The sequence below is a fragment of the Hydrogenobacter sp. T-8 genome (assembly GCF_011006175.1).
Classification (GTDB): Bacteria; Aquificota; Aquificia; order Aquificales; family Aquificaceae; genus Pampinifervens; species Pampinifervens florentissimum.
Genome location: NZ_CP048795.1, coordinates 1,079,581 through 1,097,104, shown reverse-complemented (window position 1 = coordinate 1,097,104; position 17,524 = coordinate 1,079,581). Strand labels below are relative to the sequence as shown.

Annotated in this window: 24 protein-coding genes; 9 read left to right on the top strand and 15 right to left on the bottom strand. The window is 44.3% G+C overall.

All coding sequences use genetic code 11. The features are described 5' to 3' along the window. The first annotated feature begins 34 nt into the window (after nt 1-34). Nucleotides 35-1,432, top strand: coding sequence for an FAD-binding oxidoreductase (locus G3M65_RS06435; protein WP_173833759.1), 1,398 nt, complete (start codon nt 35-37; stop codon nt 1,430-1,432). Further along, a complete protein-coding gene (locus G3M65_RS06430; protein ID WP_173833758.1) occupies nt 1,429-2,313 on the top strand; it encodes a dienelactone hydrolase family protein in 885 nt (294 codons plus the stop codon). Before G3M65_RS06435 ends, G3M65_RS06430 begins: the two co-directional genes overlap by 4 nt. Here the strand turns inward: G3M65_RS06430 and G3M65_RS06425 are convergent. Genes G3M65_RS06425 through G3M65_RS06415 form a run of 3 tightly spaced genes read right to left on the bottom strand, consistent with a single transcriptional unit; the run spans nt 2,285 to nt 3,982 of the window. Next, nucleotides 2,285-2,695 carry an NUDIX hydrolase gene (locus G3M65_RS06425; protein WP_173833757.1) on the bottom strand — a complete coding sequence of 137 codons (411 nt, stop codon included), beginning with the start codon at nt 2,693-2,695 and terminating at the stop codon, nt 2,285-2,287. The two genes, G3M65_RS06430 and G3M65_RS06425, sit on opposite strands and share 29 nt — an antisense overlap. Then, nucleotides 2,692-3,312 (bottom strand): flagellar basal body P-ring formation chaperone FlgA, encoded by a 621-nt coding sequence (gene flgA, locus G3M65_RS06420; RefSeq protein ID WP_173833756.1) that lies wholly within the window; start codon nt 3,310-3,312, stop codon nt 2,692-2,694. Before flgA ends, G3M65_RS06425 begins: the two co-directional genes overlap by 4 nt. Continuing rightward, a complete protein-coding gene (locus G3M65_RS06415; RefSeq protein WP_173833755.1) occupies nt 3,299-3,982 on the bottom strand; it encodes a succinate dehydrogenase/fumarate reductase iron-sulfur subunit in 684 nt (227 codons plus the stop codon). Before G3M65_RS06415 ends, flgA begins: the two co-directional genes overlap by 14 nt. A 25-nt stretch (nt 3,983-4,007) precedes the next feature. On the opposite strand from G3M65_RS06415, the gene folP reads away from it, so the two are divergent. Genes folP through G3M65_RS06400 form a run of 3 tightly spaced genes read left to right on the top strand, consistent with a single transcriptional unit; the run spans nt 4,008 to nt 6,322 of the window. Further along, nucleotides 4,008-5,186: a dihydropteroate synthase gene (gene folP / locus G3M65_RS06410; protein WP_173833754.1), complete on the top strand. Its 1,179-nt coding sequence runs from the start codon at nt 4,008-4,010 to the stop codon at nt 5,184-5,186. Next, nucleotides 5,173-5,943 (top strand): diadenylate cyclase CdaA, encoded by a 771-nt coding sequence (cdaA, locus tag G3M65_RS06405; protein WP_173833753.1) that lies wholly within the window; start codon nt 5,173-5,175, stop codon nt 5,941-5,943. Before folP ends, cdaA begins: the two co-directional genes overlap by 14 nt. Further along, nucleotides 5,930-6,322 (top strand): YbbR-like domain-containing protein, encoded by a 393-nt coding sequence (locus G3M65_RS06400; RefSeq protein WP_254426244.1) that lies wholly within the window; start codon nt 5,930-5,932, stop codon nt 6,320-6,322. The genes cdaA and G3M65_RS06400 overlap by 14 nt, the downstream gene beginning before the upstream one ends. Nucleotides 6,323-6,324: 2 nt before the next feature. On the opposite strand, the gene G3M65_RS06395 is transcribed toward G3M65_RS06400, so the two are convergent. Both G3M65_RS06395 and G3M65_RS06390 read right to left on the bottom strand, forming a co-directional pair. Further along, nucleotides 6,325-6,669, bottom strand: a complete 345-nt coding sequence (locus G3M65_RS06395) for a HesB/IscA family protein (RefSeq protein ID WP_173833752.1) — start codon at nt 6,667-6,669, stop codon at nt 6,325-6,327. Between the two features lie 81 nt (nt 6,670-6,750). Beyond that, nucleotides 6,751-7,179, bottom strand: a complete 429-nt coding sequence (locus tag G3M65_RS06390; protein ID WP_173833751.1) for a phosphate-starvation-inducible PsiE family protein — start codon at nt 7,177-7,179, stop codon at nt 6,751-6,753. A gap of 49 nt (nt 7,180-7,228) precedes the next feature. Here G3M65_RS06390 and folE point away from each other — a divergent pair, with 49 nt between their 5' ends. Continuing rightward, the gene (gene folE / locus G3M65_RS06385; RefSeq protein ID WP_173833750.1) at nt 7,229-7,789 is read left to right on the top strand and encodes a GTP cyclohydrolase I FolE; all 561 of its coding nucleotides are present in this window, start codon (nt 7,229-7,231) and stop codon (nt 7,787-7,789) included. Next, on the top strand, nt 7,786-8,568 hold the full coding sequence (locus G3M65_RS06380; RefSeq protein ID WP_173833749.1) for an LpxI family protein: 783 nt from the start codon (nt 7,786-7,788) through the stop codon (nt 8,566-8,568). The genes folE and G3M65_RS06380 overlap by 4 nt, the downstream gene beginning before the upstream one ends. On the opposite strand, the gene G3M65_RS06375 is transcribed toward G3M65_RS06380, so the two are convergent. Beyond that, nucleotides 8,556-10,211: an ABC transporter ATP-binding protein gene (locus tag G3M65_RS06375; RefSeq protein WP_173833748.1), complete on the bottom strand. Its 1,656-nt coding sequence runs from the start codon at nt 10,209-10,211 to the stop codon at nt 8,556-8,558. The two genes, G3M65_RS06380 and G3M65_RS06375, sit on opposite strands and share 13 nt — an antisense overlap. Before the next feature lie 26 nt (nt 10,212-10,237). On the opposite strand from G3M65_RS06375, the gene G3M65_RS06370 reads away from it, so the two are divergent. Together G3M65_RS06370 and G3M65_RS06365 are read left to right on the top strand one after the other, a co-directional pair. Next, a complete protein-coding gene (locus tag G3M65_RS06370) occupies nt 10,238-10,480 on the top strand; it encodes a hypothetical protein (RefSeq protein WP_173833747.1) in 243 nt (80 codons plus the stop codon). Nucleotides 10,481-10,492: 12 nt separating this feature from the next. After that, nucleotides 10,493-11,701 (top strand): bifunctional 3,4-dihydroxy-2-butanone-4-phosphate synthase/GTP cyclohydrolase II, encoded by a 1,209-nt coding sequence (locus G3M65_RS06365; RefSeq protein ID WP_173833746.1) that lies wholly within the window; start codon nt 10,493-10,495, stop codon nt 11,699-11,701. Here the strand turns inward: G3M65_RS06365 and G3M65_RS06360 are convergent. The 9 genes from G3M65_RS06360 to G3M65_RS06320 are packed head-to-tail and all read right to left on the bottom strand — an operon-like array spanning nt 11,693 to nt 17,512. Beyond that, the gene (locus tag G3M65_RS06360) at nt 11,693-12,679 is read right to left on the bottom strand and encodes a sensor histidine kinase (RefSeq protein ID WP_173833745.1); all 987 of its coding nucleotides are present in this window, start codon (nt 12,677-12,679) and stop codon (nt 11,693-11,695) included. The two genes, G3M65_RS06365 and G3M65_RS06360, sit on opposite strands and share 9 nt — an antisense overlap. Further along, nucleotides 12,666-13,748 (bottom strand): 5-(carboxyamino)imidazole ribonucleotide synthase, encoded by a 1,083-nt coding sequence (locus G3M65_RS06355; protein ID WP_173833744.1) that lies wholly within the window; start codon nt 13,746-13,748, stop codon nt 12,666-12,668. The genes G3M65_RS06360 and G3M65_RS06355 overlap by 14 nt, the downstream gene beginning before the upstream one ends. Before the next feature lie 9 nt (nt 13,749-13,757). Further along, nucleotides 13,758-13,985, bottom strand: coding sequence for a DUF2905 domain-containing protein (locus G3M65_RS06350; RefSeq protein WP_173833743.1), 228 nt, complete (start codon nt 13,983-13,985; stop codon nt 13,758-13,760). After that, nucleotides 13,982-15,028: a flagellar biosynthesis protein FlhB gene (gene flhB / locus G3M65_RS06345; RefSeq protein WP_173833742.1), complete on the bottom strand. Its 1,047-nt coding sequence runs from the start codon at nt 15,026-15,028 to the stop codon at nt 13,982-13,984. The genes G3M65_RS06350 and flhB overlap by 4 nt, the downstream gene beginning before the upstream one ends. After that, a complete protein-coding gene (fliR, locus tag G3M65_RS06340) occupies nt 15,028-15,789 on the bottom strand; it encodes a flagellar biosynthetic protein FliR (protein WP_254426328.1) in 762 nt (253 codons plus the stop codon). Before fliR ends, flhB begins: the two co-directional genes overlap by 1 nt. Next, a complete protein-coding gene (gene fliQ, locus G3M65_RS06335; protein ID WP_173833740.1) occupies nt 15,786-16,055 on the bottom strand; it encodes a flagellar biosynthesis protein FliQ in 270 nt (89 codons plus the stop codon). The genes fliR and fliQ overlap by 4 nt, the downstream gene beginning before the upstream one ends. After that, nucleotides 16,052-16,783, bottom strand: coding sequence for a flagellar type III secretion system pore protein FliP (fliP, locus tag G3M65_RS06330; RefSeq protein ID WP_173833739.1), 732 nt, complete (start codon nt 16,781-16,783; stop codon nt 16,052-16,054). Before fliP ends, fliQ begins: the two co-directional genes overlap by 4 nt. Continuing rightward, on the bottom strand, nt 16,764-17,039 hold the full coding sequence (locus G3M65_RS06325; protein WP_173833738.1) for a hypothetical protein: 276 nt from the start codon (nt 17,037-17,039) through the stop codon (nt 16,764-16,766). Before G3M65_RS06325 ends, fliP begins: the two co-directional genes overlap by 20 nt. Continuing rightward, nucleotides 17,036-17,512, bottom strand: a complete 477-nt coding sequence (locus G3M65_RS06320; RefSeq protein ID WP_173833737.1) for a flagellar basal body-associated FliL family protein — start codon at nt 17,510-17,512, stop codon at nt 17,036-17,038. The genes G3M65_RS06325 and G3M65_RS06320 overlap by 4 nt, the downstream gene beginning before the upstream one ends. Nucleotides 17,513-17,524 lie beyond the last annotated feature (12 nt).

The window sequence follows — 17,524 nt, the reverse complement described above, 5'->3', positions numbered from 1 at the left end:
GTTATAAATATAGGCTGGGTTTATATTTTATGCCATGTTAGGAATGCTGAGAAAGAAGCCCCTTGACAAACTTGTAGAGGTTTTGGGAAAGCAAAAGGTGAACACTTCCCTCCCTGAAAGGAAACTATATTCTTACGATGCTACACCCATACCCCTTGAAAGGGCTCTTCCCTCCGCTGTGGTTTTTCCAGAAAGCCATGAAGATGTGGTAAAGCTGGTAAAGGTTTGCTACGAGGAGGATATACCTATATTTCCAAGAGGCGCTGGCTCTGGGCTAACGGGGGGGGCGGTGCCCACCTCAGAAAGGGGTGTGGTAGTCTCCTTTGAAAGGATGAACCGTTTTGAAGTAAACGTAGACAATGCCACTGCAGAAGTCCAGCCTGGGGTAATAACCGCTCACTTTCAGGAGTATGTGGAAAGGCTTGGACTTTTCTATCCTCCAGACCCCTCCTCCTTTAAGTATTCCACCATTGGGGGCAACATTGCAGAAAACGCAGGCGGTCCAAGATGTCTAAAGTATGGGGTCACTCGTGAGTATGTGCTTGGACTTACTGCGGTCATAAAGGAGGGACAGACCATAAAGACAGGCAACCCTGTTATAAAGGATGTGGCAGGCTACGACATTACAAAGCTCCTTGTAGGCTCAGAAGGGACCTTAGGTCTTATTACTTCCGCAACCCTCAAGCTCATACCAAAACCAAAGGCGAGGGCAACTGCGCTGGCTCTCTTTAACAGGCTTGAGGATGTGGGCAAGGCGGTCACCAAAATTTTCACCTCAGGCATATTTCCCTCCGCCCTTGAGTTTATGGATGAAGACGCCATAAGAGCTGTGGAGGACTACAAGCCAGTGGGTCTGCCAAGGGTATCTGCCCTGCTACTTATAGAGGTGGATGGCTCACCCCAGAGCGTCCAAGAAGACATAAGAGATATAAAAAACCTTCTTGAGCCTATGGGAATTGAAGTGAAAACCGCACAAAGCAAAGAAGAGGAAGAAAAACTATGGAGTGCCAGAAAGAGCCTTGGTCCAGCCTTGGGAAATCTCAAAACAGGTAAGATAAACGAAGACATAGTAATACCAAGGATATACCTCTCAGAAGCCATACCAGAGTTCAGAAAAGTAGCAAGGAAGTATGACCTTATGATGGTAATATTTGGTCATATAGGCGATGGAAACTTGCATGTGAACCTTCTCTATGATAAGGCAAACAGGGAAGAGGAAGAAAGAGCAGAAAGGGCTGTGGATGAGGTGTTTGAAATAGCTCTCAAATACAATGGCTCTATAACTGGAGAGCATGGTGTTGGGCTTACCAAAAAGAAGTTTCTCCAGTGGCAGTTTGGACCAGCAGGGTATGAACTCCTTAGGGGAATAAAACTGCTCTTTGACCCCAAAAACCTCTTTAACCCTGGCAAGGTGGTGGAGGTGTTGATATGAAAAAGATAGTCTTTTTTCTCTTGACTCTGGTAAGCATAGGCATTGCAACCGATGAGTTTGTAAAAGGACTTATAGAAAAGCTCATGGAGAAAGGTCAGTCTGCTTGGTGGTGGAACTCAAAATGGTGGGATGAGGGCTATATAGAAAATGTGCCTAACTACAGGGTAAGGGTGGAAACCGCAGTAGTCAAAAAGAAAGATGTAGAAGTACCTGTTTTCATATACAGACCTGACGACGGGGAGAAGTATCCAGGGGTTCTTTTTATACATGGAAGAAGAGGTCTTGATGACCTCTTTAAATTACATGCAAAGAGGCTTGCGAGCAAAGGATTCCTTGTAGTAGCTCCAGACCTCTACACTGGTAGGCTCATACCCCAATTTCCAATAGAGCATGACCCAGTGCTTGAGGAAGACCTTGACGCGGTCCTTGTGTACGCCCTTAACAGAGGTGACATAAAGGGTAAGAAACTCTGTGCTTACGGGCTGACCAGAGGGGGTTACTATGCAATTAGACTGCTCGTGACCTTTAAAAGACAAGAAAAGGATATAGCATGCTTTGTAGCTTACTACCCGCACATGCAAAACCCGAACGCTCCAGAGCCTGAGCAAGTTTACCGCTACGCCCCAGAATGGGAAAGCCTTAAGATACCAACCCTTATACTCGTAGGTGAGAATGAACAGTATCAGAGAATAAGACCAGCACTGGTAGCTGTAGAACACCTCAGAGCTAAAGGTGTACCCATATGGATAGTGGTTTATCCTGGTGTGGGTAGAGGCTTTGACTTCAGGCTTGACAGGAGAACCTTTGCGGATGACCTTGCCTCAAAGGATGCTCTTATAAGGTCTACTCTTTTTATGAAGAAATATTTAGAGGAGAAATGACCTCTAATGCCCTGCGGAATATTTCTTTATCCCCCTTATACTTGAGTAGCTTCTCCACCTCTTTGAGCGGGAAAAACTCTGCATCTTTTACTTCCCACGAGGGCTTAAGCTCTCCATGAATATAATTCATAAGATAATAAAAAACCTTCTTCCTTATCTTTTCTCCCTCCCTCACATACCAGTAGCTTATCTCACCAAGCTCAGAAACTATGTTTCCCTTTACTCCTGTCTCTTCGTAAACTTCCCTGACCGCTGCCTCCTCTGGTTTTTCTCCCTTTTCCACAAGACCTTTTGGAAACGTCCAGACGTCAGAAGGATTCTTTATAAGCAATACCTTTCCATCCTTTATTAGCACACCTCCTGCTGAAAATTCTTCCTTCATGGTAGAACTTCCACCTTGCCCTTTGCCAGAACCCTTCCCCTCAATATTTTATCCTCTCTCCTTATGCGTATTATCTTTCCCGCTGTGCCAGAATCCACTGCCACTGCTTGAAAGCTCAACTCAATGGAACCGCTTTTGTATACTGCTTCAACTAAATCACCACTTTTCACAATAGGTACCTCTTTGAGAAGAGACCTTCTTAGAATAGTTCCTCTCGCTATACGCGTTGACGCTATGTATTTTTCAAAGTCTTCTGAGCTTAGCCTTAGGTCTGATGGAATGGTTTTCATAAACCTTTCTTCTACCTTAAACTGCTCAGGTCTGATGGGACTTCCCTTTGGTATGTCCTCAAGGGCTATAAAGACCTTTGCCTTCCACAAAGCATTTACAATAGCTTGATACCTCTCCTTGCCAGAATAGAGATAAGCAACCGCCCTGCTCCTGCCGTATTCCATATCTAGCTCAACTCTTTCAACCTCCAAGTTTTTAGGTGCAAAAAGCCTGACACTTTGAACCTTTACACTATTGCCAAAACGCTTGTAGACTTCTGATTCTATAAGCTCTTCTGGACTGGAAAAGGCAAAAGAGAATAGGAGCAAAAGGCTAAGAAGCCACATCCATCCTCTGCATCAACTCCCTTATGAGGGTGGCAGGCTCCACCTCCTTAGGACAGACCAGATTACACTTGTTGCAGGAAAGGCAGTGGTAGAGGTTTCCCTCCCTTACCGCCTGCTTCGCCCTTAGCTCCTTTTGCTCCTCTCTTGGGTCTTCGTAGAACCTAAAGAGCTTGGCAAAGAAAAGGGGTCCTGCGTAGTTCTCCTCCAAAACCTGAGGACAGTAGGACTGGCAGGCAAGGCAAAGGATGCAGTCCGCTGAGTTCTCTATCTTCCTGCTAAGCTCTGGCTCTATCCTTGGGTCTTTGCTCTGTTCCCTTATCCAGAGCCTTAGGCTTTTTATCTTCTCTATCACCCTTTCGTTGTCTATCACCAAGTCCCTTATGACCCTAAAGTTCCTTACGGGTTCTATAAGAACCTCCTGCCCAAAAAGGGCGTAGGGTAATGCTTGCTCCTTGCAAGCGAGTTTTGGAAAACCATTGACCATTATGGTGCAGGTGCCACATATACCCGCCCTGCAGAAATGCCTAAAGCAAAGGCTCGGGTCAAGCTCCTCCTTTATCCTCTGGAGTGCCATAAGAAGAGTCATACCCTCCTGGTAGGGTATCTCAAAGGTTTGGTAGTAGGATTTCCCTGAGTCTTCCTGCCTTCTTATTTTTAGCTTTAGAACCATGCTTAAATAATGTATCCTATTGTGTATGCTGGTCAAGCACTTTGAAAGTCGGGAAGCCTTCTATAGGTTTCTGAAGGAGAAAATGGGCGTGTTTTTCAGAGAAGCCTACGACAGAGGCTTTGAAGGAGTTTTCCATGTGCTATATCTGAAGGGAGTAAAGGCGGAGATTATTGTCCCTCTGGCAAAAAGGTCTTGCCTGCATGCCTTTTATGGTGACAGTACTGTAGCCCTCTGCGGTTCAGAAGCTCAGCTGAGAGATTTCTGCTCTCTTCTCGTGAAGGAAGACAAGAGGCTTGCGATTGAAATACTCCAAAAGCTCCAAAGCTACAGGAAAAGGTCCTTTAAGCTCCAATACAACCAGAAAATACTGCCTCTGGGTATAAAAACCGCCATTATGGGTGTTCTTAACATAACACCAGACTCCTTCTCCGATGGTGGTCTGTATTTAGAACCTTCCAATGCCATAAAAAGGGCTGTGCAGATGGCTGAGGAGGGTGCGGATATAATAGATATAGGTGCAGAGTCCACAAGACCTGGCTCCAAGAGGATAGATGCAGAGGAAGAGCTAAGAAGAATCCTACCAGTTCTTAGAGAGGTCCGAAGGGAGCTTCCAAAGGTTTGGATTTCCGTAGACACCTACAAGGCAAGGGTGGCAGAAGCCTGCCTTGAAGAAGGGGCGGATATGATAAACGACATAAGCGGTGGAACCTTTGATGAGGATATGTTTAAAGTAATTGCCCGCTATGGCTGTCCCTATGTGCTTACGCACATAAAGGGCAAGCCCGAAACATGGAAGGAAGAACCTCCTATTTACGAGGATGTGGTAGAGGAGATAATCCTTTGGTTTGAGGAAAGGCTAAGAATATTGAGAGAAACTCAATACGAGGGACAAGTGATACTTGACCCGGGCATAGGCTTTGGAAAACTGCCCGAGCATAACGTGGAAATACTTAAGAGGTTTGATGAGTTAAAGATATTTGGTTTGCCCCTTTTGGTAGGTGCTTCAAGAAAGTCCTTTATAGGCATTGTGTTGGAAGGATTACTTAGGAAAAAAACAGAGCCTACAGAGAGGCTATATGGCAGCTTGGGAGCTATTGCTCCTGCGGTTATGAAGGGAGCAAACATAGTGAGAGTCCACGATGTGAAGGAAACCAGAGAGTTTCTTGCACTTCTCGACACGGTAAGAACCTATGGCGAATTTTAGCTGGGAGCTGGTTGACCTACTTTCATGGAGGGACCTACTTGACATACTGGCAGTTTCTACCTTTATATATGGCATTCTACATTTTCTTCGCATAACCAAGGGTCTTCAGATCTTTAGAGGAATAGTGGTGCTTGCAGGCTTTTGGCTTCTTGCGGAGCTTCTGAACCTTAGGACTCTCTCCTGGGTATTTGAAAAGCTCTGGACAGTGGGGCTTTTCTCGCTGGTAGTCATATTTCAACCAGAGATAAGAAAGACCCTCAGCAGGCTGGGTCAGAGGACAGGCATATCGGTCATAAAGCCTGTGGAGGAAAGGGTTGTTGACAGGGTGGTGAGAGCATGCTCCTTTCTATCAGACAGGCAAATAGGAGCTCTTATAGTTATTGAAAGAGGGCAAAGCGTGGAAGGTGTGGTAGAAGGATGCGTGCTTATAGACAGCCTTGTATCCGTTGAACTGCTAATTACCATATTCAACCCCATATCACCTTTGCATGATGGCGCGGTGGTGGTGAGAGGGGATAGAGTTGTATACGCCTCTTGTATACTTCCACTCTCAAAGTCCGCGGAACTTCCCAAGAAATACGGGACAAGGCATAGAGCGGCTTTAGGTATTGCTGAAGAAACAGATGCCCTGTGTGTGGTAGTCTCTGAAGAAACTGGGGAGATATCTCTCGCAGTGGGAGGAAAACTTCATAGAAACCTTGACACAGAAATGCTAAAGGAACTACTTTTAAAGGAGCTGAGAATTGAGAAGGCTTGAGGTTTTTCTGCTTAAAGATTGGCAATACAAGCTCCTTTCTCTCCTGATGGGTACAACTTTGTGGTTTTTTGTAAACCTTGGAGAAAGGGTTCCTATGAGCGTGGAAAGGAATATTGAAGTATATAACAAAGAGCAGGGCTATGAATACAAACTGGAAAGGAAAAGAGCAAGGATAAGGCTCAAAGTGATGGAAAGGTTTGTTCCTGAGGAAATGCTGGAAGGGGTAGGTGTAGGGGTAAACGTGAAAGGTATGAAAGAAGGCGAATACATTCTAAAAGTAGAGGCGAAAAACCTGCCAAGATTCTTGGTAACCGTTGAAAGGATTGAGCCTGAATACGTAAGGGTAAAGATAATAAAGGCCCCCGAAGGGGGCACATAATATCATCCGCAGGAGAAGGAGCTACCGCAACCGCAGGAACCAGTTACATTAGGATTCCTTATGGTGAATCCACCACCCATAAAGTCCATTACATAGTCAAGCTCTGCGTTGTTTACATATGGCATAGAAAACTGGTCTATTGCTATCCTAAGCCCACCAAACTCAAATACATTGTCTCCTTCTTCAATTGTGTCATCAAAGCCCATGGCATACTGAAAACCGGAGCATCCTCCGGGGACCACTCTTATCCTGAGTATGGGTTCAGTGATGTTGTTCTCTTGGGCTATCCTCAACACCTCCTGAACCGCCTTGTCTGTAGCAAAGAAATTAAAAGCTACCTTTTGCATAACACTACCTCCTGTAAGAATTTCTTAAGAATATGATAGCCTTATGGTGGTCTTTTTCAAGGGGAGGTTATATGACTATTCTCATGAAGAGCTCTCCACCTTATGAATAAGCCAGAAGACGAGACCCAAGGCTACCAAAACCAAAGCGAGGGTTATAAGCTCCTGAACCTTTTCTGGCGAAAGAGAGATGATAAGAACCTTCCTTATAATCGCTGCTAAGGCAACGCCCACAAAAGCTCTTATGCTTACCGCTCCTCCTCTTATGTGCTTTATTTCCTCAGACAAAAGCTCAGATATGGCATAGAGGATGAGAACAGAGCCAAGAATACTGAGACCTCCTCTTTCAAGAGGTAGTTGTCCCGAAAGCACCAAGTAAAACTCGTAGACTATCCACACTATGAGAAATAAGCCCACTACTGAAAGTGTGAAAATGATAAAGGCGTCAAAAACCCAGGCTATGCGTCTTATACTACTAATCAATATGCTTTGATGTCTTTTTAGCTCCTCCATAGTCAAATATCATAAAGGCTAAAGCCGTGAGGTTTTATAATTAATGCCTATGGCTATAGACAAGGAAAAAATCAAGCAGGCTATAAGGCTCTTCCTTGAGGGTATAGGAGAAGACCCAGACAGAGAGGGTCTAAGAGAAACGCCCGATAGGGTTGCCCGCATGTGGGAAGAGTTTGAAAGGCAGCGGAGCTTTGACTTTAAGCTCTTTGAGGAGTTTGGTTCATACAACGAGATGGTGCTTGTGAAGGATATAAACATATACTCCCTGTGTGAGCATCATCTCCTCCCCTTTTTCGGCAAGGCCCATATAGCCTACATACCCGACGGCATAGTATGCGGTCTTTCCAAGTTGGTCAGAACCGTGCGTGCCTTTGCCCTAAGACCTCAGGTGCAGGAAAGGCTTACAAACCAGATAGCGGACTTCCTCATGGAACAGCTAAAGCCAAAGGGTGTGGCGGTGGTGCTTGAGATGGAGCATCTTTGCATGTCCATGAGGGGTGTAATGTCTCCGGGGCATCTTACCGTTACGTCTGCCCTTAGAGGCTTATTCCTTAGCGATATAAGGACAAGAGAGGAGTTTTTAAAGCTTGTAGGCAAGCATCCTCTATGAGGCTGTGTCTGATAGCTGGCTCTGGAGAACTACCAAAAGTTTTTCTAAAAAGTGCAAGGGAAAAGGGTGTTGAGGTCTTTGTTGCGGGGGTTAAGGGTATAACGGACCTGCAAGCGGACGAATACTTTCCTTTAGGCAAGATAGAAAGGCTACTCAAAACTCTTGAGAGAAAAGGGATAAAAGATATAGTAATGTTAGGAAAGTTTGAGCATAGTCTCATATTTTCTCACCTTTTGACCCTTGATGAGCTTGCCATAAGGATACTAAGGAAAGCCAAGGATAAAAAGCCTCAGACCCTTATAAAAACGCTCATGGAGGAGCTTGAGGCTCTTGGTTTTGAGTTTCCAGACCCAAAGCCTTACCTTGAAGAACTTCTTGCACCTGCAGGTAAGATATCTTCAAAAGAGCCCTCTAAGGAAGCCATAGAAGACGGTCTTTGGGGCTTTCCTATAGCAAGGCAAATAGCAGACCTTGACGTGGGACAAACTATCGTGGTAAAGGATAAGGCGGTGGTGAGCGTGGAGGCTATGGAGGGCACTCAAAAGGCCATAGAAAGGGCTGGTGAGCTTGCGGGAAAGGGCTGTAGGGTTATAAAGGTGGCAAGAAGAAGTCAAGACTTTCGCATAGATGTGCCTACTGTAGGTCCAAAAACCATTGAGGCGATAAAGAAGATAAAAGGAGATACGCTTTTTGTAGAGGCTGGAAAGGTATACCTCTTGGAAAAAGAAAAGCTCATAAAACTCGCAGACAAGTATGGTATAGCGGTTTATGGGCTTTGAAGGAAAAACTCTATGGCGGTTTTTGGCTCACCTTGAAATACTACCCTACCCTCTTTGAAAACAAAAACCTTATCGCACCTTAGTATGTTGGAAAATCGGTGTGCAACGAGCACCATGGTCTTGTCCTTGAACCTCTCAAACAGGTTGTTTAGAACCTCTTCTTCCTTCTTGGCATCAAGGGCGGAGGTGACTTCGTCAAGCAAAAGAACCTCTGGAGACCTCAAGAAAAGCCTTGCAAGAGCGAGCCTTTGCCTTTCCCCGCCTGATAGGCTCTTTGGACTTACCTGTTGGTCAAGGTCCTCTACAAAATCACAACCCGCAAGCCTAAGGGCTTCCCAAAGCTCTGCCTCGTCCCTGTCTTCTGCAATAAGGAGGTTTTCTCTAACCGTGCCGGGAAAAACAAAGCTGTCTTGAGAAAGAAACAGAAAGAGCTCTCTTAGCTCCTCTTTGCTTATATGCTTTAACTCAAGCTCGTCTACTTTTACACTTCCCTCGTATGGCACAAAACCTGCCAAAACACGCAAGAAGGTGCTTTTTCCAGAGCCCGTATCTCCCATTATGCCTATCTTCTCGCCTTTATGAATAGAAAGGTTTATGTCTTTTAAAAGCTCCACATTTCCAAGTTTTACCTTGAGCCCTTCTACCCGTATGCCTTGCCTTAAGCTCCTAAGAGGGAGACTTCCTTCCTCTTCCTCCTTCAGGTTAAGGACTTCTCTAATTCTCTGTATCACTGGAAGGGAAGACCTCACCTCCATCACACCCTTTTGAGCCTCCATAAGAGGGTTTTGTAAGAAGACCAGGGCGGTAATGTAGGATATGAAATCCCCAGGGGTTAAGCTACCTTCCACAATTCTATATCCACCGTAGAGTATCACCATAGCAACCACAAAGTAGCCAAAGGTGTAGTTAAAAACCGAGTTCATGGCAAAGTATAGCTCCGACTTGAAGCTGGACCTAAAGAGAAGGCTATTAAGCTTTTGGAAAAGACTCTCAAACATGGACTGAGCCTTAAAGCTCCTTATGCTATCAAAACCCAAGAAGGAGCTAAAAAGCCTGTCTGTGATATTGGCATATCCCTCTTGAGCCTTCTTTATGTGTTTGCCTCTTTTTGTGCCAAAATATCTAACCGCAAAGGCAAGAAGGGGAAGGAGAATAAGAAGGCTCAGGGTAAGAACCCAGTCTCTGTATAGAAGCACTCCAAAGAGAAAAAGCACCGTTATAGGCTCTCTTATGAGCTTTATTGCGTAAGAGCCTATTAGATTTCTGTAGAGGTTCATGTCTGATATGACCCTTGAGGCAAACTCTCCTGCGGAGATACCCATAAAGGCGGAGTAATCCGCCCTCATAAGCCTTCCAAAAGCTTCAGCTCTTAACTTTTTCATCTCAAGCTCTGTGTATAGAGAAGAAAAGAGCCTAACTGTAAAGTTCCCCAACTGAGAAAGAAACACCAGACCCATTAGGGATATGACTATTTTTACTATCTGTTCACCTTCCCTTAGCAGAAAGACCTCATCCACGAGGGATTTTATTAGAAGACTTACACCTGCGGTTCCGGTGGCTTCGAGGACTGAGCCTAAAAGGCTAAGAAGTATAAGATGCCAATATACCCTAAGACGCCTGATAGCCCACTTGATATTCTCCATGTGAAAGACTATTTTATTAAAGAGCCATGGTGAGATGGATTGTAGGGATAATTTTGGCTTTTCTCTTGATAGATCACGTATGGGTTCACTATGGAAGTCCCTTAGCGGAGAGACTTAGAGGGCAGTATGGAGAAGAGCTAAAAAAGGGTGCTATTGAGAAGGAGGAGGTTCCTCTACAACAATCCTATAGGAAAAGCATAATAGACGAAGCTTGGGAAAGAATAAAAAAGGTCTTAAAAAAGGAAGACACTTCCACCAATAACTCCTAAAGGAGGTTTTGCATGGATTTTAAGTTCAACACCATAGAAGAAGCCCTTGAGGACATAGCTCAGGGGAAGATGGTTATAGTGGTGGATGACCCAGATAGGGAAAATGAAGGCGACCTTGTTATGGCCGCAGAGAAGGTAACACCAGAAGCCATAAACTTTATGGCAAAGTATGCAAGAGGACTTATATGCTTGACACTAACACCTCAAAGGTGTGATGAGCTTGACCTATATCCAATGGCGGTAAGAAACACAGACCCAAAGGGCACTTATTTTTGTGTATCTATAGATGCTCACCCTAAGTATGGCACTACCACAGGCATCTCTGCCTTCGACAGGGCTATGACCATAAGGCTTGCGGTAAGTCCAGATGCAAAACCATCGGACTTTATAAGACCGGGGCATGTGTTTCCTCTTAAGGCAAAGCCAGGGGGTGTTTTGGAAAGAGCAGGGCATACAGAGGCAAGCGTAGACCTTGCAAGGCTTGCAGGTCTTTATCCTGCGGGTGTTATCTGTGAGATAATGAAAGAGGATGGCACGATGGCAAGACTGCCAGACCTTATGGAGTTTGCCAAAAGGTTTGACCTAAAGATAATAACCATAGCGGACCTTATAAGATACAGGCTAAAGAGGGAAAGGCTGGTGGTGCGCGAAGCTACCGCAAACCTACCCACAAGGTATGGCTTTTTCAAGATACATGCATACAGACACATACTTACCGGTGAGGAGCAAGTAGCCCTTACTATGGGTGAGTGGAAGGAGGAAGAACCTGTTCTGGTAAGGGTTCACTCTGAATGTCTTACTGGGGATGTTTTTAAGTCTCTTAGGTGTGACTGTAGGGGACAGCTTGAAACCGCAATGGAAATAATAGCTCAAGAAGGCAAGGGAGTGCTTGTATACATAATGGGTCATGAGGGTAGAGGCATAGGCATAGTCAACAAGATAAAGGCATACCACCTTCAGGATATGGGATATGATACAGTAGAAGCCAATGAGAAGGTGGGATACCCCGCAGACCTCAGAGATTACGGCATAGGTGTGCAAATACTCCTTGACCTGGGTGTAAGAAAGATGAGGCTTTTGACCAACAATCCCAGAAAGATAGTAGCCCTTGAAGGCTATGGGCTTGAGGTGGTAGAAAGGGTTCCTCTCAAACTCCCAGCCTGCGAGCATAATCAGAGATATCTGGAGACAAAGAAAACAAAGCTGGGGCACCTACTCTAAGGGAAGGTATACGGTAAAGGTGCTACCCATGCCCTCCCTGCTTTCCACCTCTATCCTCCCACCGTGAGAGAGGGCTATATGCTTTACGATAGAAAGACCAAGACCAGTCCCGCCCAAGTTCCTTGACCTGGAGGGGTCTACCCTGTAGAACCTCTCAAAGATAAAAGGCAGATGCTCCTTGGGTATGCCTATTCCCGTGTCCTCCACCTCTATTTGAACCTGAGAGCCAGACCTCCTTGCCCTGACCTCTACCTTGCCATCCCTTTTGTTGTATTTTATGCCGTTGTCCACGAGGTTTTTGAAAAGCAGGAAGAGCTTATCCCAGTCGCCTCTGACCTTAAAGCCCTGCTCCACAGAGTTTACAAGACTCACCTCCCTTTCCTTTGCCTGAGGCTCAAGAAGGTCAAAGACCTCCTCAACTAAGAGCCTAAGGTCCACATCCTCCCTCTTTATTCTTTCCTCACCAGACTCCAACTTGGTAAGTATAAGAAGGTCTTCTACAAGCCTTCTCATGTCCTCAATACGTTTGAGGGCTTTTTCCAAAAATACTCTTTTCTCCTCCCTGTCCTCCTCTTCGTATAGAGTCTCCAAAAGGCTTTTAAGCACCGCTATGGGTGTTTTCAGTTCATGAGACACGTTGGCAACAAACTCCCTTCTTGACCTTTCATACCTTTTTAGGTCCGTTATATCAGAAAAACGAACCACGGTGAGATCACTTCTCGTAAAGGCGTATAGAGTATACTCCCTCTCCTCATGGTCAAAGTTGCAAACCTTATCCTTTTTCTCTGAGAGGGCTTCCGCAAGACAGCTCACCACTGTAAGGTTGTTGACACACTCATAGTAGGGTTTACCTTCAAAGTTTTCTCTTAAAAGCCTTCTTTTCAATAGAAAATCGTTGCCAAAAACCACCCTTCCTTCCTTGTCAATAAGCAAATAACCCTCACCCACCTGACTGAGAAATTCCTTAAGAAGGCTCATGGGAATAAAGAAGGTTAACTATCTTCTCAATCCTTTCCTCAAGCTCTTGCTCTGTGCTTGCAATTATGTTTATGTGTCCCATCTTTCTTTTTGGCTTTTTATCCTTTCCATACCAGTAGAGCTTTGCTCCCTCAAGGGAGAGAAGGCTTGACAGGTCTATATCCTCCAAGGAGAGCCCTAAGATGTTAACCATGCCTGAAGGCAGTTTAAGCCTTGTTGAGCCCAGCGGAAGACCACATATAGCCCTTAGCAAGTTTTCAAACTGAGAAGTATAGCAGGCATCAAGGCTGTAATGCCCTGTGTTGTGAGGTCTGGGTGCAAACTCGTTTATGAGGACCTTACCATCCCAAGTGTAGAAAAACTCAACCGCCAAAAGACCTACAAGGTTTAAATCTTCCATTAGAGACAAAACTATCTCCTCCGCCTCCTTTATGGAAAAGCTCCTCGTTTGGTTATATAGTAAAACCCCACCTTCGTGGTGGTTTACAGTGAGAGGATAGAGTTTGCTGTTGCCCTTTTGGTCTCTTACACCTATGAGAGAAAACTCAAAGCTAAAATCCACTAACCGCTCTATTAGGAACTTCTCTCCTTCAGTATGATTTTTTAGAATATCCTCCACATCCTCTAAGTAGTAAACTCTATACTGTCCCTTTCCATCGTATCCTAAACTTTCTGACTTTACCATACAGGGAAGTCCAAAGTCTTCTATCTTCTCCCTTAGGTCTTTCCAACTTGCGGTGGTAAACTCTGCGGTAGGGTAGCCTCTTCTTCTGTAAAACTCTTTTTCTCTTATCCTACTCCTTTTTGTCTCAAGCACGTTTAGGGATGGTGTGGTAAGGTCATAAACCTTTTCTAAAACCTCTTGGTGTATATGTTCAAACTCATAGGTAATAACATCACAAGTTTTTATAAACTCTTCTACCCTATCTGGTGGAAACCACCTATCCGCTATTTTGCTTGCAGGGGACTTAGGGTCTGGGTCAAGGACAAAAAACTCAAATCCTAACTTCCTACCCTCAAGGATGGTCATCCAGCCGAGCTGTCCACCACCAAGAATGCCCACACGCATAAGAAAATTTTACTTCCTCAACAGGCTAAAAAGAAGGGTAAGAAGCAAAGAGAGGACTACGCTCAGTATTATGGAAGTGCCGAGGGGAAAGTAGAAAGTAAAGTTATCCCTTTTTATCACAATGTCTCCTGGAAGTCTTCCAAGCCCAAGGGGAAGTTTTTCAAAGAAGGTAAGCAGTAGCCCCAGAATAACAAGGACAACACCCATGAGCAGAATCACTTTGCCCACCTCACTCATGCGGTAAGCCTCCTTTTCCTAAACATTATGAAGGCTATAATTTCTGCAACAGCCCTGTAGAACTTTGGAGGTATTTCTTCTCCCACCTCCACCACAGGATACATGGCTCTTGCGAGCTCCTCTTTCCTTATAACTGGCACACCACTCTCGCTGGCTATGCTAACTATCCTTTCCGCTATAACTCCCTTTCCCTTTGCTAAAACCTTTGGTGCTTTGTCTCCTTCTTCAGGGTTGTATCTTAAGGCTATGGCTATGTGTGTGGGGTTTGTGATAACCACGCTTGCCTTTGGAACTTCTTTCATCATCCTACCTCTGGCAAGCTGTCTCATACGCCTTTTTATGGCAGATTTTATCTGGGGGTTTCCTTCTTGTTGTTTGTATTCTTCCTTTATCTCTTCCTTGCTCATCCTTATTCTTCTTTCGTAGTCCCACCTTTTGTAAGCGTAATCAAGCAAGGCTATAAGTATTGCAAAAACGCTAAGCACTAAGATTAGCTTAAAGGTAAGCCTTATAGCGTAAAGCAGGAAGCTTGAAGTGTCGTGAGAAGAGGCACTGAGAAGGTTATACAAATCTCCCTTAAGTATGAAGTAGGAAATTGCCATAAAAAGGGACACTTTTAGTATATTTTTAAAAAGGTCAAAGGCGGTGTTAAGGGAAAAAATCCTTTTTAGACCTTCAAAAGGGTTTAGCCTTTCCCACTTAAACTGGAGTGGCTTTAGAGTGAATATAAAGCCAAACTGACCCATATGGGCAAGCACTACGGTAAGCAGTGTTATAAGAAATAGTGGCAAAAGTATTCTTGGAAAGCGTTGGCTTGCATACTTAACCGCAGAAGATAAACTCATAGAAGGGTTATCCACAATAAAATGCATAAAACCTACGACCTCATAAAAGAGATAAGCACCTATAAAAAACAAAACAACGGTGGATAGAAAGACCGTTAAGGAAAATGCGATTTCTGGACTTTTTGCTACATTTCCCTCTTCCCTTAATTTTTTCCGCCTATAGGGCGTTGCCTTTTCTGTCCTGTTTTCTTGAGCCATTACTGTCCACCTATAAGGGCTACAAACTTAATTATATACTCTCTTACGTGGGAAGAATAAGCAAGAAATATCACAGGAAAAGACAAAGTTAGAACCACAAAACCTATAAAAACCTGAATGGGCAACCCAACTATGAAGACATTTATCTGAGGTATGAACCTGTTTATTAGAGCAAGCACAAGGTTAAAAAAGAGCATAACCATTATGATTGGAAGTGCAACCTTAAAAGCCAAAAGGAAGCTCTCGTAGAAAAAGCCCAGAAAGACCTCAGGGTTTATTCCATATAAGTCAAAGCCTCCCGGTGGAACACTCTGAAAACTCCTGCTCATAGATAGCAAAACAATCTCCGCACCACCTAAGGCAAGGAAAAACATAGTTGCCAAAAGGGACAAGAAAAAGGCGAAGACTGTGGTCTGAGGTTGTTGTGGGTTAAATATGGTAGCAAGACCAAGACCCATATTAAGGCTTATGAGCTCTCCAGCCATCTGCATGGCATCAAAAATAAGCCTAAGCATCAACCCTGCAGTAAATCCAAAGAGGACTTCCTTTAAACATGCAAGGAAAAAGTGTGCGGTTGTAGGGAACTCAACAGGCTTTATATCTGAATAGAGAAATAGGGCAAAGCCTATGGCAGTTGCCAAGAAAACCTTAAAGGTGTTTGGCATAAACTCCTTGCCAAACAGGGGCACTAAAAGGAGGAAACTAACCACCCTAAGATATACAAGAAATAGGGTAAGGAGAGCGTTTATATCAAGGGTCATCTTAGCCAAGTGGGCATATTTATGATTAGCTCTTTTGTGTAGTCAAGAAGTTTATTTAGCATCCACGCACCTAACACCAATACGGTTATGTATGCAGCTATTATCTTCGGTATGTAGCTTAGGGTCATTTCCTGTATCTGCGTGGCGGACTGTAGGATGCTTATTATCAGACCCACTAAAAAGGTGGCAAGAAGCACTGGTGCGGAGAGCATAAGAGCCATCTCAAGAGCCTTTTGTCCAAAGGATATAACCATATCTGGGCTCATTGGTAGCTCCTTACAAGGGATAATACCACAAGCTCCCAGCCGTTGGCAAGCACAAAGAGCATTATCTTAAAGGGTAGAGATATTATTTGAGGCGGTATCATAAGAATACCCATGGATATGAGGATAGAAGCAACCACAAGGTCTATTATCAAAAAGGGAAGATAAAGCAAAAAGACTATCTGAAAGGCTGTGGTTATTTCGCTTACCATGAAAGCAGGTATAAGAACGCTCAGAGGGACATCTTGAGGGCTTTTTATATTCTCCTTCTCTTCCTTTGATAGACCCGATATATCAAGGAAGACCTTTAGGCTTTCTTTTTTGGTGTTTTTTGCCATGAATTCCTTCATGATGGAAGAGGTTCTATCAAAAAAAACACTGTCTGTGATTTGGTTCTTAAGAAGGGGTTGGAGTGCCTCAGAGTTTATCCTATCAAAGACGGGTTTCATAATAAAGAAGGTAAGGAAGAGTGCAAGGGAAACTATAACCTGATTGGGTGGAACAGTAGGAACCCCCAAAGCCTGTCTAAGAAGAGAAAGAACTATAACTATCCTTATAAAGGATGTGGTCATTATGAGGATAGAGGGTGCAAGGGAAAGGATGGTAAGCAATATCAGAAGTCTTATGGATGTGTCTAACTGACCTGTCCCCACCCTTATGTCTATGTTGGGGATTATCTGTTGAGATAGGGCGGGTAAAGAAAGTAGAAGACTAAGCAGGATTATCTTCATCCCTATAGACCACCTCCACCGCACCTTCTGTTATAGCAAGGACAAAGAGCTTTCCTCTTATCTCAAGCTCCACAAGGAGCATGTTTCTACCCAGGGGTATGACCCTTCTAAGTTTAATCTCTGACCCTTTTTCCTCCCTTGTCCAGCGGAGCCTTTGAAGAAGAGGAAGCAGGTATGGAAGAGTGATAAGTATAAGGACTATCACTATGCCTAGCGCAATAAGGGCACGCAGAAAGCTAAGGAAGAAGTCAGTCATGTGGTCTGCACCACAAATTCTGTAAAGTATATGTTCCTAACTCCACCCTCAAAGAGTATGGTATTTATCCTTTTTATAAGCTCAAGCCTTAGGCTTTCTCTACCTTCGGGAGTTCTCACAAAGGAGGAGGTTTTACTGCTTATTACATCAATTATAGCATCCTTTATTATGGGTAGCCTCTTATCTACCTCTTGCCTTACCTTCTCATTAGAAAGCTCAAGGGTTATGGAAACTCTTGCGTAGGCATCCACTTCCCTGTCTGCAAGGTTTACGGTAAAAACTCCCAAGTCCATCATAACACCTACTTGAGAAGGGAGAGGTGCGTTATCTTCCTTTTTCTCCTTTTTCGCAAAAAGGAAAAAGTAGGCTCCACCAGCGCCTGCAAGTAGAACCAACAGGAGCGGTAAAATAAAAAGTATCTTCTTAGACCCGCCCTTTTTTTCCTCTTTTGCTTCTTTTACCTCCTCAGCCATGGATTAAATTAT

Coding starts and splice junctions, on each gene's coding strand:
- flgA (WP_173833756.1), bottom strand. CDS start 3,312: ATGTGGCTTCTTAGCCTTTTGCTCCTATTCTCTTTTGCCTTTTCCAGT.
- G3M65_RS06360 (WP_173833745.1), bottom strand. CDS start 12,679: ATGAGCCTTCTTAAGGAATTTCTCAGTCAGGTGGGTGAGGGTTATTTG.
- G3M65_RS06350 (WP_173833743.1), bottom strand. CDS start 13,985: ATGAGTGAGGTGGGCAAAGTGATTCTGCTCATGGGTGTTGTCCTTGTT.
- fliP (WP_173833739.1), bottom strand. CDS start 16,783: ATGAAGATAATCCTGCTTAGTCTTCTACTTTCTTTACCCGCCCTATCT.
- folE (WP_173833750.1), top strand. CDS start 7,229: ATGGCTATAGACAAGGAAAAAATCAAGCAGGCTATAAGGCTCTTCCTT.
- fliR (WP_254426328.1), bottom strand. CDS start 15,789: ATGACCCTTGATATAAACGCTCTCCTTACCCTATTTCTTGTATATCTT.
- G3M65_RS06435 (WP_173833759.1), top strand. CDS start 35: ATGTTAGGAATGCTGAGAAAGAAGCCCCTTGACAAACTTGTAGAGGTT.
- G3M65_RS06425 (WP_173833757.1), bottom strand. CDS start 2,695: ATGAAGGAAGAATTTTCAGCAGGAGGTGTGCTAATAAAGGATGGAAAG.
- G3M65_RS06380 (WP_173833749.1), top strand. CDS start 7,786: ATGAGGCTGTGTCTGATAGCTGGCTCTGGAGAACTACCAAAAGTTTTT.
- G3M65_RS06395 (WP_173833752.1), bottom strand. CDS start 6,669: ATGCAAAAGGTAGCTTTTAATTTCTTTGCTACAGACAAGGCGGTTCAG.
- G3M65_RS06375 (WP_173833748.1), bottom strand. CDS start 10,211: ATGGAGAATATCAAGTGGGCTATCAGGCGTCTTAGGGTATATTGGCAT.
- G3M65_RS06415 (WP_173833755.1), bottom strand. CDS start 3,982: ATGGTTCTAAAGCTAAAAATAAGAAGGCAGGAAGACTCAGGGAAATCC.
- G3M65_RS06370 (WP_173833747.1), top strand. CDS start 10,238: ATGGTGAGATGGATTGTAGGGATAATTTTGGCTTTTCTCTTGATAGAT.
- G3M65_RS06365 (WP_173833746.1), top strand. CDS start 10,493: ATGGATTTTAAGTTCAACACCATAGAAGAAGCCCTTGAGGACATAGCT.
- G3M65_RS06325 (WP_173833738.1), bottom strand. CDS start 17,039: ATGACTGACTTCTTCCTTAGCTTTCTGCGTGCCCTTATTGCGCTAGGC.
- flhB (WP_173833742.1), bottom strand. CDS start 15,028: ATGGCTCAAGAAAACAGGACAGAAAAGGCAACGCCCTATAGGCGGAAA.
- cdaA (WP_173833753.1), top strand. CDS start 5,173: ATGGCGAATTTTAGCTGGGAGCTGGTTGACCTACTTTCATGGAGGGAC.
- fliQ (WP_173833740.1), bottom strand. CDS start 16,055: ATGAGCCCAGATATGGTTATATCCTTTGGACAAAAGGCTCTTGAGATG.
- G3M65_RS06430 (WP_173833758.1), top strand. CDS start 1,429: ATGAAAAAGATAGTCTTTTTTCTCTTGACTCTGGTAAGCATAGGCATT.
- folP (WP_173833754.1), top strand. CDS start 4,008: ATGCTGGTCAAGCACTTTGAAAGTCGGGAAGCCTTCTATAGGTTTCTG.
- G3M65_RS06355 (WP_173833744.1), bottom strand. CDS start 13,748: ATGCGTGTGGGCATTCTTGGTGGTGGACAGCTCGGCTGGATGACCATC.
- G3M65_RS06320 (WP_173833737.1), bottom strand. CDS start 17,512: ATGGCTGAGGAGGTAAAAGAAGCAAAAGAGGAAAAAAAGGGCGGGTCT.
- G3M65_RS06390 (WP_173833751.1), bottom strand. CDS start 7,179: ATGGAGGAGCTAAAAAGACATCAAAGCATATTGATTAGTAGTATAAGA.